Annotated in this window: 10 protein-coding genes and 1 pseudogene; 8 read left to right on the top strand and 3 right to left on the bottom strand. The window is 73.1% G+C overall.

Going from position 1 to position 13,730, the window contains the following annotated elements; genetic code table 11:
• Positions 1-44: 44 nt before the first annotated feature.
• Both AC4H2S_RS02810 and AC4H2S_RS02815 read left to right on the top strand, forming a co-directional pair.
• On the top strand, positions 45-1,067 hold the full coding sequence (locus tag AC4H2S_RS02810) for a GNAT family N-acetyltransferase (RefSeq protein ID WP_491495441.1): 1,023 nt from the start codon (positions 45-47) through the stop codon (positions 1,065-1,067).
• A gap of 117 nt (positions 1,068-1,184) precedes the next feature.
• A complete protein-coding gene (locus AC4H2S_RS02815; RefSeq protein WP_491495442.1) occupies positions 1,185-1,733 on the top strand; it encodes a putative glycolipid-binding domain-containing protein in 549 nt (182 codons plus the stop codon).
• A 30-nt stretch (positions 1,734-1,763) separates the two neighbouring features.
• On the opposite strand, the gene AC4H2S_RS02820 is transcribed toward AC4H2S_RS02815, so the two are convergent.
• Entirely contained in the window at positions 1,764-2,954 is a 1,191-nt protein-coding gene (locus AC4H2S_RS02820; protein WP_491495443.1) for a RimK family alpha-L-glutamate ligase, read from the bottom strand.
• Positions 2,955-3,005: 51 nt separating this feature from the next.
• Between AC4H2S_RS02820 and AC4H2S_RS02825 the strand changes: the two genes are divergently transcribed.
• The 3 genes from AC4H2S_RS02825 to AC4H2S_RS02835 are packed head-to-tail and all read left to right on the top strand — an operon-like array spanning position 3,006 to position 5,688.
• Positions 3,006-3,494, top strand: a complete 489-nt coding sequence (locus tag AC4H2S_RS02825; RefSeq protein ID WP_491495444.1) for an ATP-dependent zinc protease family protein — start codon at positions 3,006-3,008, stop codon at positions 3,492-3,494.
• Positions 3,494-4,441 (top strand): succinylglutamate desuccinylase/aspartoacylase family protein, encoded by a 948-nt coding sequence (locus AC4H2S_RS02830; RefSeq protein ID WP_491495445.1) that lies wholly within the window; start codon positions 3,494-3,496, stop codon positions 4,439-4,441. Before AC4H2S_RS02825 ends, AC4H2S_RS02830 begins: the two co-directional genes overlap by 1 nt.
• Before the next feature lie 35 nt (positions 4,442-4,476).
• A complete protein-coding gene (locus AC4H2S_RS02835; RefSeq protein ID WP_491495446.1) occupies positions 4,477-5,688 on the top strand; it encodes a cysteine desulfurase-like protein in 1,212 nt (403 codons plus the stop codon).
• A 28-nt stretch (positions 5,689-5,716) separates the two neighbouring features.
• Here the strand turns inward: AC4H2S_RS02835 and AC4H2S_RS02840 are convergent, their stop codons facing one another.
• Positions 5,717-5,962: a hypothetical protein gene (locus AC4H2S_RS02840; RefSeq protein ID WP_491495447.1), complete on the bottom strand. Its 246-nt coding sequence runs from the start codon at positions 5,960-5,962 to the stop codon at positions 5,717-5,719.
• A gap of 196 nt (positions 5,963-6,158) precedes the next feature.
• Here AC4H2S_RS02840 and AC4H2S_RS02845 point away from each other — a divergent pair, with 196 nt between their 5' ends.
• From AC4H2S_RS02845 to AC4H2S_RS02855, 3 genes are all read left to right on the top strand, one after another.
• Complete coding sequence (locus AC4H2S_RS02845; protein WP_491495448.1) at positions 6,159-7,934, top strand: thiamine pyrophosphate-requiring protein; 1,776 nt, start codon at positions 6,159-6,161, stop codon at positions 7,932-7,934.
• A gap of 134 nt (positions 7,935-8,068) precedes the next feature.
• Positions 8,069-11,017 (top strand): M36 family metallopeptidase, encoded by a 2,949-nt coding sequence (locus AC4H2S_RS02850; RefSeq protein ID WP_491495449.1) that lies wholly within the window; start codon positions 8,069-8,071, stop codon positions 11,015-11,017.
• A gap of 95 nt (positions 11,018-11,112) precedes the next feature.
• Positions 11,113-12,156, top strand: coding sequence for a DNA polymerase IV (locus AC4H2S_RS02855; protein WP_491495450.1), 1,044 nt, complete (start codon positions 11,113-11,115; stop codon positions 12,154-12,156).
• 33 nt (positions 12,157-12,189) lie between these two features.
• On the opposite strand, the pseudogene AC4H2S_RS02860 reads toward AC4H2S_RS02855, so the two are convergent.
• A pseudogene (locus AC4H2S_RS02860) lies at positions 12,190-13,664 on the bottom strand (peptide MFS transporter).
• Positions 13,665-13,730: the final 66 nt, after the last annotated feature.

Raw genomic sequence — 13,730 nt, forward strand, 5'->3', positions numbered from 1 at the left:
AAACCCCGTTGCCCGGTCGCGGTGGCGGACGGGAGCCTGTGCGGATGAGCCCGTCGCCCTACCCGATGCGCACCGAGCGGCTGACGCTGCGCTTCCCCCGCGCCGAGGACGTGCCGGCCCTGACGGCCTACCGCAACGACCCCGAGGTGGCCGCGCTGCAGGTCTGGGAGCTGCCGTGGAGCGAGGAGCGGGCGCTCGAGCTCGTCGCCCGGCACGCCGGCCTCACCGACCTCGCCGACGGCGGCCGCCACCAGGTCCTGATCGAGCAGGACGGCCGGGTCGTCGGCGACCTCTTCGTCGGCCTGCACGAGCACGGCGGGGTGGCCCACCTCGGGTTCACCCTGTCGCGGGCGGCGCAGGGGCAGGGGATCGCCACCGAGGCGGCGAGCGCCGTCGTCGCCGACCTCGTCGAACGCCTCGGCGTGCACCGGGTCGTCGCCGAGCTGTCGCCGCGCAATCTCGCGTCGGCGCGGCTGCTCGAGCGGCTGGGGATGACGTTCGAGGTGGAGACCCAGCGCTCGTTCTGGTGGCGCGGCGGGTGGGACGACAACCTCGTCTACGCGATGAGCTCGGTGCAGTGGCGCGCCTGGCGTGACCGGCCGCGGACGCCGCCGACCGACGTGCGGCTCGTGGAGATCACCGACGACACCTTCCGGAGGTGGACGCGGGTCGGTGTCCACCGCACGCAGCAGCGCTTCGTCGCGACGGTGGAGCAGTCGTTCGTCGACGCGCTCTTCCCCGGCTCCCGCGACGGCGTGCCGCTCGTCCCCTTCTGTCGCGGCATCGAGGCCGACGGCGATCCCGCCGGCTTCCTCATGTGGTCCGAGTCGCCGCCACGGCCCTACCTCTGGCGCCTTCTCGTCGACCGGCGCCACCAGGGCCGCGGCATCGGGCGCCGCGCGCTCGACGTGTGGGCGCGGGCGATGGGCGAGCGCGGGCACGCCGAGGTGGAGACGAGCTGGGTGCAGGCGCCGGGCGGTCCGGAGGCGTTCTACCTCGCGTCGGGGTTCGTGCCCACCGGCGAGCACGACGAGGGCGAGGCGCTCGCGCGGCTGCGCCTCGGGTGAGCGTCCTGGCGGCTCGGGCGAGGGGCAGAGCGAGCTGGACTGGTGACACCCGCGCCTGTGGCGTGTCAGTCTCGACTCTCCCGGCCCTTCGCGATCTCGCACGGAACGACTGGACGCATGCCGCAGCTACCCGGATTCGCCGCCTGGCGGTTCGCCGACGCCGTCGCCGGGTTCGAGGTCGTCTACGCCAGTGACGGCGAGCTTCGTGGTCACACCAGCGCCGTGGAGCGTGGCATGCCCTATGCCGTGGACTATCGCATCGAGTTCTCTCGCGGGTGGCGCACCACATCGGCCGTCGTCAGCAGTGACACGCTCGACGGTCGACGCACCGTCGCCCTGTCCGTGACCGGCGACGGCCGTTGGACGGTCGACGACGTGCCTCGACCGGACCTCGACGGGCTCGTGGACGTGGACCTCGAGGCGTCTGCCTGCACCAACACCTTCCCCGTGCATCGCCTGGACCTGCCTGTCGGCGAGACCGTGACGGCCTCGGCGGTCTACGTCCAGGCGCTCGACCTGGAGGTCAGGCGGCTCGACCAGACCTACCGGCGCATCGACGGCAAGCGGTTCCACTACACGTCCGAGGGCGGCTTCGAGGCCGAGCTGCACTTCGACGACCACCTGCTCGTGCTCGACTATCCCGGCATCGCCGTGCGGTTCTCCTGAGCGACTCCGCGCCGCCCCGACCCCGGACTCCTACAGGCTCTCCGGCGGCAGGTGCTTCTTCATCAGCCGCCGCACGCGCTTCTGCTTGCGGTCGGGGATCATCGAGCGCATCTCCTCGAGCTTGCCGAAGCAGAGCAGCCGGTCCTCGCCCTCGAGCACCGTCTTGTTGCGCGGGTTGGGGATGACATTGGGGCCGCGGTGCAGCGTCAGGACGGTGATGTCGCGGTCGTCGAGGCCGGAGTCGCCGAGCTTCTTGCCGACCATGTCGGAGCCGTGGTGGACGACGATCTCGGCCACGCCGTAGCCGGTGGAGACGGTCAGCCGCTGGCGCACGTCGATGTCGGGGAACGCGACCTGGTTGGCCATGTAGTCGACGATCGCGCCCGCCACGTCGAGCTTGGTCGCGGTCTCGATGCCCTCGAGGCCGGGTGAGGAGTTGACCTCCATCACCTGCGGTCCCTTGCGGCCCTCCAGCATGTCGACGCCCGCGACCCGCAGGCCCATGATCTGGGCCGACCGCACGGCCACCCGCTCGAACTCCTCGTCGAGCTCGACCGCCTCGACGGTGCCGCCGCGGTGGACGTTGGAGCGGAACTCGTCGCCCTGCGCGACGCGGCGCATCGCCGCGACCACCCGGTCGCCGACGACGAGGGCGCGGATGTCGCGGCCCTTGCTCTCCTTGACGAAGCGCTGGATCAGCACGTTCTGCCGGGTGCTCTGGAGGGTCTCGATGATCGCCTCGGCCACCTTGATCGTGGGCGCCAGGATCACGCCGATGCCCTGGGTGCCCTCGAGCAGCTTGATCACGACCGGCGCGCCGCCGACGCGCTCGATCGCCGGGATCACGTCGGCGCGGTCGCGCACGAAGGTCGTCGCCGGCATCGGGATCTTGTGGCGCGAGAGGATCTGCGTCGCGCGCAGCTTGTCGCGGCTGTTGGCGATGCCGTAGCTGGTGTTGGGGGTGTAGACGTCCATCTGCTCGAACTGGCGCACGACGGCGGTGCCGAAGTAGGTGATCGAGTTGCCGATGCGCGGCATCACGGCGTCGTACGTCGAGAGCTGCTTGCCGCGGAAGAGCAGGTCGGGCTCCTCGCCGGAGAGGTCGATGCCGAAGCGCAGGGTGTTGAGCACCTTCACGTCGTGACCGCGGTCCACGGCGGCCGTGCGCAGCCGCTGCGTGCTGTAGGACCGCGGGGCCCGGGAGAGGATGGCGAGCTTCACGGGCCTCATCCAACCACCCGCCCCACGCCGGCCACCTGCCAAGATGGCCCGGTGTCCACAGCCCCCCAGCCACCCGCGCTCGACAAGGTCGTGCTGGGCTGGCGCGAGTGGGTGGCGCTGCCCCAGGCAGGCGTGCCGTGGGTCAAGGCCAAGATCGACACGGGCGCCCGCTCGTCGTCGATCCACGCCTTCGACCTCGAGGCCCACGAGCGCGACGGGCAGGAGCGGGTGCGCTTCTCGATCCACCCGTGGCAGCGCTCCGACGACGACCACGTCGAGCTCGACCTGCCCGTCCTCGACCGCCGCGAGGTCCGCTCGAGCAACGGGCAGGCCGAGCAGCGCTACGCGGTCGCGCTCGACGTCACGCTCGCCGGGCGCACCATCACGACCGAGGTGACGCTCAGCAACCGCGACGAGATGGGCTTCCGGATGCTGATCGGCCGCGAGGCGCTGGTGCGCGGCTTCCTCGTCGACGCGTCGTTGTCCTACGCCGGCGGCCGGCCGCGCCGTGCCGTGCGCCGCAAGAACTGGGGCAGGTAGTGGCGCGTGAGTCCTTCGCCATCGGCGGCGTCCGGATCCGCGCCGGCTCGGTGCGCGCGCTCGAGCTGCCGATCACCCGGCTGGTCACCGGCGCCGAGGTCACGCTGCCGGTGCGGGTGGTGCACGGGCGCGAGGACGGTCCGAGGATCTGGATCGACGCCGCCATCCACGGCGACGAGGTGGCGGGCGTGGAGGTCGTGCGCCAGGTGATGGCCGGCCTCGACCCCAAGGCGTTCCGCGGCACGCTCGTCGCGGTGCCGATCGTCAACGTGCTGGGCTTCATGACCGGCGACCGCTACCTGCCCGACCGCCGCGACCTCAACCGCTCGTTCCCCGGCTCGCCCCGCGGCTCGCTGGCCAGCCGGATCGCCCACCTGTTCATGCGGGAGATCGTCGCCGGCTGCGAGGTCGGCATCGACCTGCACACCGGCTCCGACCAGCGCAGCAACCTGCCCCAGGTGCGGGCCGACCTCGACGACCCCCGCACCCGCGAGCTGGCGGCCGCCTTCGGCGCCCCGGTGATGCTCCACGCCCGGATCCGCGACGGCTCGCTGCGCCACGCCGCCGGCGAGCACGGGGCGCGGGTGCTGCTCTACGAGGCCGGGGAGAACCTGCGCTTCGACGACTACGCCGTCGAGGCCGGCGTGGTCGGCGTGCGCCGCGTGCTGGCCGCGCTGGGGATGACCGAGGCGGTCGAGGAGCCACCCGTCGAGCCGAGCCTGGAGTGCCGCTCCAGCGGCTGGGTGCGGGCGCGGCGCTCGGGCATCCTGCACCTCGACGCCCACCTCGGCCAGAAGGTCAGCGACGGTGAGCGGCTCGGCACCCTCTTCGACTCCTTCGGCAGGACGCTCCGCGCGGTCTACGCCAACCGCGACGGCATCGTGATCGGCCGCACCGAGGCCCCGCTGGTCAACTCCGGGGACGCGGTGGTGCACATCGCCGGGTGAGCGCCCGGTCGAGGGCGTCTGGTTGAGTGCTGGGCATGCCTGCCGACCTGCCCGTCCTCGACGTCGCCGCCTTCCGTGCCGAGTTCCCCTCGCTCGAGTCGGGCATCGCCCACTTCGACAACCCGGGCGGGACGCAGACGCCCCGCGTCGTCGGCGACGCCATCGCGCGCACGCTCACCGGACCCCTCTCGCAGCGCGGCTCCGCGCTGGTCAGCCAGCGCAACGCCGAGGACGCCGTGGCCGGCTTCCGCGCCGCCGTCGCCGACCTCGTCGCCGGCCACCCGGGCGGGGTGGTCCACGGCCGCAGCGCCACCGCGCTGACGTACGACGTCTCGCGCACCCTGGCCCGCACCTGGTCGCCCGGCGACGAGATCGTGGTCAGCGAGCTCGACCACGACTCCAACGTGCGCCCGTGGCTCCAGGCCGCCGAGCGGGCCGGCGTCACCGTGCGCTGGCTGCGCCTCGACCCCGCGACCGGTGAGCTCGACCTCGCCTCGCTCGAGGAGATCACCGAGCGGACCCGGCTCGTCGCGCTGACCGCCGCCTCCAACCTGCTCGGCACGCGGCCGCCGGTCGCCACCGTCGCCGCGCGCGCCCACGAGGTCGGCGCGCTGGTCCACGTCGACGCGGTGCACCACACGGCCCACGCCGCGCCCGACATCACCGCGATGGGCGCGGACTTCCTGGTGTGCTCGGCCTACAAGTTCTTCGGCCCCCACTGCGGCGCCCTGGTCGCCGACCCGGCCCTGCTGGAGACGCTGCGGCCGGACAAGCTGCTCCCCTCGACCGACGTGGTCCCCGAGCGCTTCGAGCTCGGCACGCTGCCCTACGAGCTGCTCGCCGGCGTCACCGCCGCCGTCGACCTGATCGCCTCGCTGGGCACCGGCGAGACCCGCCGTGCGCGGCTGGTCGACGCGGCCGGCCGCATCGCCGCCCACGAGCTGCGCCTGCGCGAGCGGATCGAGGACGGCCTCGCTGACCTCGGCGACCGGCTGACCCTGCACTCGCGGGCGGCCTCGCGCACCTCGACGCTGTTCCTCACCCTGCGCGACCACGCGCCCGGGGAGGTCTTCGAGCGGCTCGCCCACCGCGACGTGCTGGTGCCGGCCGGGACGTTCTACGCCCACGAGACCTTCCGCGCCCTCGGGCTTCCGGTCGACTCGGGGCTGCGGATCGGCCTCGCCGCCTACAACGACGACCGCGACGTCGACCGTCTGCTCGAGGGGCTGGCCGACGTCCTCGGCTGACGACTGGTCGACGCCGCGAGCCCGCGGCTCAGTCGCTGAGGTGGCCGCCGTCGGCCTGGTCGGCGACCTCCGCGGCGCCGGGACCGCGCTCGTGCGCCTCGGAGTCGACGTCGTCGGTGTCGACCGTGTCGCCGACCGTCGCGTTGCCGCGCGGCTCGGCGTCGAGCGCGCGCTGGCGGTCGGCGTCGCTGACCCGCTCGCCCGCTCCGGGGAAGACCGACTCCTCCGGGTGCTCGGCGTAGGGGTCCCGGCCGGTCTGCTCGTCGCTCGTCATGACCTCGACCGTACGCCGAGCGGGTGCACCCGGCGATCCTCCCGAGGGGTGGCGCCCCACATGGCCGGCCCGCCGCGGGGCACTGGGGGTGCCACCTACCCGAAGGAGAGATCGGCGATGCGAGCATCGGTGTGGCAGACCGTCGACGGCCGCGAGGGCGCTCCCCCCGCGACGGTCCTCGACCCGGAGTCGTGAGATGGGCGAGCGGCTCGTGGCCGACCTGGTCGTCGAGCGCCTCCGCGCGTGGGGCGTGCAGCGCGTCTTCGGCTATTCCGGTGACGGCATCAACCCCTTCATGGGGGCGTTGCGCCGCGCCGGTGGCGACCCCGAGTTCGTGCAGGCGCGGCACGAGGAGAACGCCGCACTGATGGCTGTGGGCCACGTGAAGTACACCGGCGGAGTCGGCGTCGTGACGAGCACCCAGGGGCCCGGCGCGGTCCACCTGCTCAACGGGCTGTACGACGCCAAGCTCGACCACCAGCCGGTCGTCGCGATCGTGGGTCAGCAGCCGACCACGGCCCTCGGCGCGGAGTACCAGCAGGAGATCGACCTCTCCAGCCTCTTCAAGGACGTCGCCGCGCAGTACGTCCAGCCGGTGCTCGCCCCCGAGCAGGCGGCCATGGTCGTCGACCGGGCCTTCCGCACCGCGCTGGCCACCCGGTCGCCGTGCGTGGTGATCCTGCCGCACGACCTCCAGGTGGCCGAGGCGCCGGACGAGCTGCCGCACGCGCACGGGGTGGTGCCCACCACGCCGCAGTGGCGCGCACCTCGCGTGCTGCCCCACGACGACGACCTGGCCGCCGCGGCGGAGGTGCTCGACGCCGGGGAGCGGGTCGCGCTGCTGGTCGGCCAGGGCGCCCGCGGTGCGGGCGACCAGGTGCGGACGGTCGCCGAGCGGCTCGGCGCCGGCGTGACCACCAGCCTGCTCGGCAAGCCGTTCTGGGACGAGACGCTGCCCACCAGCTGCGGGGTGATGGGCCACCTCGGCACCACCGCCTCCGGCTGGCTGCTCGACCAGTGCGACACCCTCCTGATCGTCGGCAGCAACGACCCGTGGACGGAGTTCTACCCCGCGCCCGGTCAGGCCCGCGCCGTGCAGGTCGACCTCGACGGCCGGCACCTGGGCAACCGCTACCCGGTCGAGGTCGGCGTCGTCGGCGACGCCGCCCTGACCCTCGACGCCCTGCTCCCCCGGCTGCGCGAGCGCTCCGGGTGGCGCAGCGACGTCGAGCAGCAGGTGCGGGACTGGCGGGACCTCGCGGCCGAGCGGGCCGACGGGCCGGCCGAGCCGCTCAACCCCGAGCGCGTCGTACGAGCCCTGTCATCCCGGTTGCCGAAGGACGCGCAGGTCTCGGTCGACGTCGGGTCGATCACCTACTGGTACGCCCGGCACCTCGTCCTCCCGCCCGGCGTGCCCGCGCACCTCTCCTCCACCCTGGCCTCGATGGGCTCCGGGCTGCCCTACGGCCTCGCGGCCAAGCTGCACGCGCCGGACCGGCCGGTCGTCGCCCTCGTCGGCGACGGCGCGATGCAGATGAACGGCATCAACGAGCTCATCACCGTCGCCCACCGCTGGCGCGACTGGGCCGATCCCCGCTTCGTCGTGCTCGTGCTGCACAACCAGGACCTCGCCGAGGTGACCTGGGAGCAGCGCGAGACCGAGGGCGACCCCCGCTACGACGCCAGCCAGACGCTGCCCGCCTTCCCCTACGCGGCGTACGCCGACCTGCTGGGTCTCACCGGCGTCCGCGTCGACCGGCCCGGCGACGTCGACGACGCCTGGGACCGGGCACTGGCAGCGGACCGACCGGTGGTGGTCGAGGCCGTCGTCGACCCCGACGTGCCCCTGCTCCCCCCGTTCCCGGCAGGGCGGGAGAAGCTCGACAGCTTCCGTCGGGCACTGGACCAGGAGCACGGCGGAGCCCACGCGCGAGCGCTGCTCGACGAGCAGGCACGTCAGGAGGAGACCTGACCCGAGGTCCCGCCCGGGGGCGGGTGCGGAGCGGGTCCTGAAGTGCTCTTCCCACGGCGTCGCGCGCGGGGTACAACGAGATCCCCACGTCTTCTCGGAACGCGGCGGCCACGGTCGCCGGAAGGGATCCCACGATGCACCTCAGTTCTCGGGTCGGAGGAGTCGGCGTCGCCCTCGTGACGCTCTCCCTCGCAGCTGCTCTCTCACCGTTCGCCCCGTCGGCCTCCTCGGCCGGCTCCCCACCAGCGGGTCCACCCGGCGCAGGCGCCGGGTTCCAGGGCGAGGACTCCGCCTCCCGCGACAAGGACGTCCGCGACGGCCGCGCCGCGCCGACGTCGAAGCAGCGCTCCGCCGCCGCCGACCTCGATGCCACGGCTCGGTGGAACGAGCTCGGCACGCCGGCGACGCTGATGGCCACCGACGCACCCCTCGCCACGGGGCTGCCCGCCGACCCCGAGGCCGCCGCGCTCGCGTTCCTGTCCGGGTCCCGCGACGTCCTGGGCCTCACCGCCCGCGGCGCCGACTCCGTCGAGGTGCTCACCACCCGCCCGCTGGGCGAGGACGCCGCCGTGGTGGTCGTGCGCCAGCAGTTCGGCGACCTCCCCGCGGGCGTCGACGGCATCGCCGCCGTCGGCGTGCGCAAGGGCTCGGTGCTCTACGTCAGCTCGTCGCTGGCGCGCGACGCTGCGCCGCCGGCGCCGGCCACCCTGACGGCGGCCCACGCCGAGGGCCTCGCCGCCCGTGACGCCGGCATCGCCACGCCCGTCGTGCTCGAGACGACCGAGGTCGCCGTGCCCGTGCCGGGCGCCGCGGCCCGCGCCGCCTTCCAGGTGGTGCTCCGCTCCGAGGACGACGAGGCCGCCGGCTTCGCCAGCTATGTCGACGCCCGCTCCGGCGAGGTGCTGGTCCGCGAGGACCTCGTCGACCACGACGCCGACAACCCCGAGTGGGAGGTGTTCCCGAGCAGCCCGCCGGTGGACTACTCCTCCCGCGACAGCCGGGTGACGTGGTGCTGGACGCCGCTGACCGGGTGTGAGGAGGCCGTCGGCACCAGCGCCTCACTGCCCTGGGACGTCGACCCGGCGACCAACCAGCCGACGTTCACCACGCTGGGCAACAACGCCATCGCGGTCGAGAACCGCAACAGCAACAACTCCCGCACCGTCGGCACCGAGACGGCGACGCCGTCGCCGACCCGCGAGTACGCCTACCCGTGGACCAACCAGTGGTACGAGGAGGGGTGCAACCCCGCGACGTTCGACTCCCCGGAGAACGTCGACCTCGACGCCGCCCGCGCCAACCTCTTCGCCATGCACAACCGCATGCACGACTGGTCGTACCACCTCGGCTTCGTCGAGAGCACCTGGAACATGCAGAAGGACAACCTCGGCAGGGGTGGCCTCGGCAACGACTACGAGCAGGGCAACGCCCAGGCCGGCGCGATCTCGGGCGGTCCGCCGACCTTCGCCGCGCGCAACAACGCCAACCAGTTCACCCCGCCCGACGGCCAGGCGCCCATCACCAACATGTACATGTGGCAGCCGATCGCCGGCTCCTTCTACGCCCCGTGCGTCGACGGCGACTACGACATGAGCGTCATCGGCCACGAGTACGGCCACGCGATCAGCAACCGGATGATCGCCGGCCCCAGCAACGGCGTCAGCTCGCCGCAGGGCATGAGCGAGAGCTGGAGCGACCAGCTGGCCATGGAGTACCTCCACGAGCACGGCTACGCGCCGTCGGGTCTCCAGGCCTTCACGATCGGCCAGTACACGACCGGCGACCCGGTCGCGGGCATCCGCAACTACAACATGAGCCGCAGCCCGCTCAACTACAGCGACATCGGCTACGACGTCACCGGCCCGCAGGTGCACGCCGACGGCGAGATCTGGACCGCGACCAACTTCGACATCCGACAGGCCTTTCTCGCCCGGTACGGCGCCGGCGACGCGGCCCTCAACAAGTCGTGCGCCAACGGGCAGACGCCGGTCAGCGGGTGCCCGGGCAACCGGCGCTGGATGCAGCTGGTGTTCGACTCGTTCCTGCTGATGGCCAACAGCCAGGTCAGCCAGGTCGACTCCCGCAACGCGATGCTGGCCGCGGACCTGCTCCGCTTCAACGGCGCCAACCAGGACATCCTCTGGAACGCCTTCGCCCGCCGCGGCCTCGGTGAGGGGGCCACCAGCGCCGGCAACGCCGACGCCGACCCGGTGCCGAGCTTCCGCTCGGCCTACGCCAACGAGTCGACGATCACCTTCGCGCCGCGCGACGAGCAGGGTCGCCTGGTGCGGGGCGCCCAGCTCTACGTCGGTCACTACCAGGCACGGGCCGTGCCGGTGGCCGACACCGACCCGACCACGGCGTTGCCCAACCGGGTGGAGATGGTGCCCGGCAACTACGAGTTCGTGGCCCGCGCCCCGGGCCACGGCCACGCCCGCATCCCGCTGACGGCGCTGACCGCCGGCCGGGCGAAGAAGCTCGCGCCGCGGATGGACACCAACCTGGCGTCCGCCGCCAACGGCGCGGCGGTCGAGGGCACGGGCACCGACCTGGTCAACCTCATCGACGACGAGGAGGGCACCCAGTGGGCGGCCCTCGGCGCCCCGGTCGCGCAGCAGCACGTCGTCGTCGACCTGGCCGGCACCAAGCGCCAGGACGTGCGGCGGGTGCAGGTCAGCACCCACCTGCGACCGGCACGCACCAACCCCGACGGGACCCCGGCCGAGCCGAGCCAGAGCCGCTACTCGGCGCTGCGGCAGTTCGAGGTCTGGTCGTGCTCCATCGCGCGCGGGGTCGACTGCGACGAGCAGGACGAGTTCACCCGGGTGTTCGTCAGCCCGGAGGACGCGTTCCCGGCCACGGCCCCCCGGCCGCGGGCGCCGGACCTGATCATCCGCTCGTTCGACATCCGGCGCACCAAGGCGACCCACCTGTGGCTCCAGGTCGTCACCAACCAGTGCACCGGCGGGCCCGACTACGCCGGTGAGCAGGACCAGGACCCGCGCGCCGTGAGCGACTGCTCGGCGGGCAGCGACCAGGACCTCAACGTGCGGGCGACGGAGTTCCAGGCCTTCGGCCGCTGATCCACACCGCCCGGGGCCCCGGCACGTCCGCGTGCCGGGGCCTCGGCGCGTCGCCGCTCCGCGACGACGTCGCACCCCTCGGCCACAATGGCGGGGTGCCACAGCACTGGGTGCTCCACGTCGACATGGACCAGTTCCTCGTCGCCGTCGAGCTGCTCCGGCGCCCCGAGCTGGTCGGGCTGCCCGTGGTGGTCGGCGGCCGCGGTGACCCGACCGAGCGCGCCGTCGTCTCCACCGCGTCCTACGAGGCCCGCGCGCACGGCGTCCGCAGCGGGCTGGCGCTCAAGCTGGCCAAGCGGCGCTCGCCCGACGCGGTCTTCCTGCCGGTCGACTTCCCCGTCTACGAGGAGGCGTCGGCGCGGGTGATGGAGACCCTGCGCGCGACGCCCGGCGCGGTCGTGGAGGTGCTGGGCTGGGACGAGGCGTTCGTCGGGGTCGAGACCGACGACCCGGTCGCGACGGCGCGGGCCGTGCAGGCCGCGGTGCTCGCGACCACCGGGCTGCACTGCTCGGTGGGCATCGGCGACACCCTGGTGCGGGCCAAGATCGCGACCGACTTCGGCAAGCCGCAGGGCACGTTCGTGCTGACCCGCGACAACTGGATGGAGGTCATGGGCGAGCGCCCGACCACCGCCCTGTGGGGCGTGGGCAACCGGATCGGCGCGCGGCTCGAGGCCATCGGGATCCGCACCGTCGCCGACCTCGCCGGCGCCGACGACGAGTCCCTGGTCGCGGCGTTCGGGCCCACCAACGGTCCCCACCTCGGCCGGCTCGGACGCGGGGGCGGGCGCTCGCGGCCCGACGACACCCCGTGGGTGGCCCGCGCCCACGGCCGCGAGACGACCTACCAGTCCGACCTCGCGACGCCCGAGGAGGTGCGGGCCGCCCTCCGCGAGCTCGCCGAGCGGGTCGTCGACGATGTCCGCAAGGAGGACCGGGCGGTGATGCGGGTGCACCTCAAGGTGCGCTTCGCGCCGTTCTTCACCGTCACCCGGATCCGCAAGCTGGCCGAGCCGACCTACGACGTCGAGGTGGTCGCGCGGACGGCCAACGAGCTCTACCTCGCGCTCGACGACGCCCGCCCGGTGCGGCTGCTGGGCGTGCGCGGGGAGATGGTCGCCCCCGAGGGCGGCTACTGAGTCGCCAGCCCCCGGCCGACCGCCTCGAGCACGTCAGTCGACGCCCGCCATCAGCCGGTGGATCGGCTTCGACGCGAGCATCACCACGACCCCGGTGACCACCGAGGCGAGGCCCACCCAGATGAAGAACGGCGCCTCGTCGGTCTCGTCGTAGAAGCCGGCGAGCGTGCCGGCGAGAGCCGTGCCGAGGGCGATGGACAGGAAGTAGAGGGCGATCATCTGCGTCGCGAACTTGCGGGGCGCGAGCTTGGTCGTGGCGCTGAGCCCCACCGGCGAGATCAGCAGCTCGGCGAGGGTGAAGACGAGCAGGATGCCCGCGAGGCCGAGCAGCGGCGCGGTGTTCTGGCCGCTCGGCATCAGCAGGAAGCCGAAGAACGCCACGCCCATCAGCGCCGTCCCCGCCCCGAACTTGACCGGGGTCGACGGCTGCCGCGTGCCCAACCGGGTCCACAGCGCCGCGAACACCCCCGCCAGCACGATGATGAAGACCGGGTTGATGCTGTTGACCCACGAGACCGGCATCTCCCAGCCGAAGATGTCGCGGTCGAGACGCTTGTCGGCGTAGATCGTCACCACGGTGAACTGCTGCTGGTAGAGCGACCAGAACACCACGTTGCACACGAACAGCGGCATGAAGGCGAAGATCCGGCTGCGCTCGGCGCCCTGCACCTCGCGGTCGGCGAGGATCACCGCGAAGTAGGCGATCGCGGCCACCAGGCTGATGCCGATGACGATGTTCGACAGGCGGGCGGCGGTGATCACGTCGAGCCACACCAGGACGCCGACGAGGGCGAGGGTGAGCACCGCGACCGCGACGTAGCGCGGCCACCGACCGGGGGGCAGCGGGTTGGCGACGCGGTGGGTCTTCTCGGGCAGCTTGCTGCGGGTGGCGGCGTACTGCGCCAGGCCGAGCGCCATGCCGACCGCCGCCGCGCCGAAGCCCCAGTGGAAGCCGGCCTCCTTCTGCAGCAGGCCGGTGAGCAGCGGACCGATCAGCGCGCCGATGTTGATGCCATGTAGAACAGCGAGAAGCCGGCGTCGCGGCGGGTGTCGTGCTCGTCGTAGAGCGAGCCGACCAAGGAGGTCGCCGTGGCCTTGACGCCGCCGGAGCCGAGGGCGATCAGCACCAGCCCCACGCCGACGCCGAGCAGTCCGGGCACCAGGGCGAGGGCGATGTGGCCGGCCATCACGCAGGCCGCGGAGTAGAACAGCGTCCGCTCCGGCCCGATCACCCGATCGGCGAGCCACGCCCCGAGGATCGTCGAGAGGTAGACCCCGCCGCCGTAGGCGCCGACGATGCCGGTCGCGACGCCCTCGTCGATGCCCAGGCCGCCCCGGGAGGCGGAGTAGTAGAGGTAGATCAGCAGGATGCCCTGCATGCCGTAGAAGCTGAACCGCTCCCACAGCTCCACCCCGAACAGGTTGGCCAGCACCCCCGGCTGGCCGAAGAAGCGGGTGTCGGACCGGTCCGCGAGACCGGTCCCCTGCGCGTCGCGTGAGTCGCTCACCTCTCCACGGTGCCACCGACCCCCGGGTGTGTCAGCACCCGGGGGCCGGTGGGAGCGGCGCAACCA

This window comes from Nocardioides sp. Z13_37 (assembly GCF_058355585.1).

Excerpts from the sequence above, each read along its gene's own strand:
- AC4H2S_RS02840 (WP_491495447.1), bottom strand. The coding sequence starts at position 5,962 with ATGACGAGCGACGAGCAGACCGGCCGGGACCCCTACGCCGAGCACCCG.
- AC4H2S_RS02845 (WP_491495448.1), top strand. The coding sequence starts at position 6,159 with ATGGGCGAGCGGCTCGTGGCCGACCTGGTCGTCGAGCGCCTCCGCGCG.
- AC4H2S_RS02835 (WP_491495446.1), top strand. The coding sequence starts at position 4,477 with ATGCCTGCCGACCTGCCCGTCCTCGACGTCGCCGCCTTCCGTGCCGAG.
- AC4H2S_RS02850 (WP_491495449.1), top strand. The coding sequence starts at position 8,069 with ATGCACCTCAGTTCTCGGGTCGGAGGAGTCGGCGTCGCCCTCGTGACG.
- AC4H2S_RS02815 (WP_491495442.1), top strand. The coding sequence starts at position 1,185 with ATGCCGCAGCTACCCGGATTCGCCGCCTGGCGGTTCGCCGACGCCGTC.
- AC4H2S_RS02810 (WP_491495441.1), top strand. The coding sequence starts at position 45 with ATGAGCCCGTCGCCCTACCCGATGCGCACCGAGCGGCTGACGCTGCGC.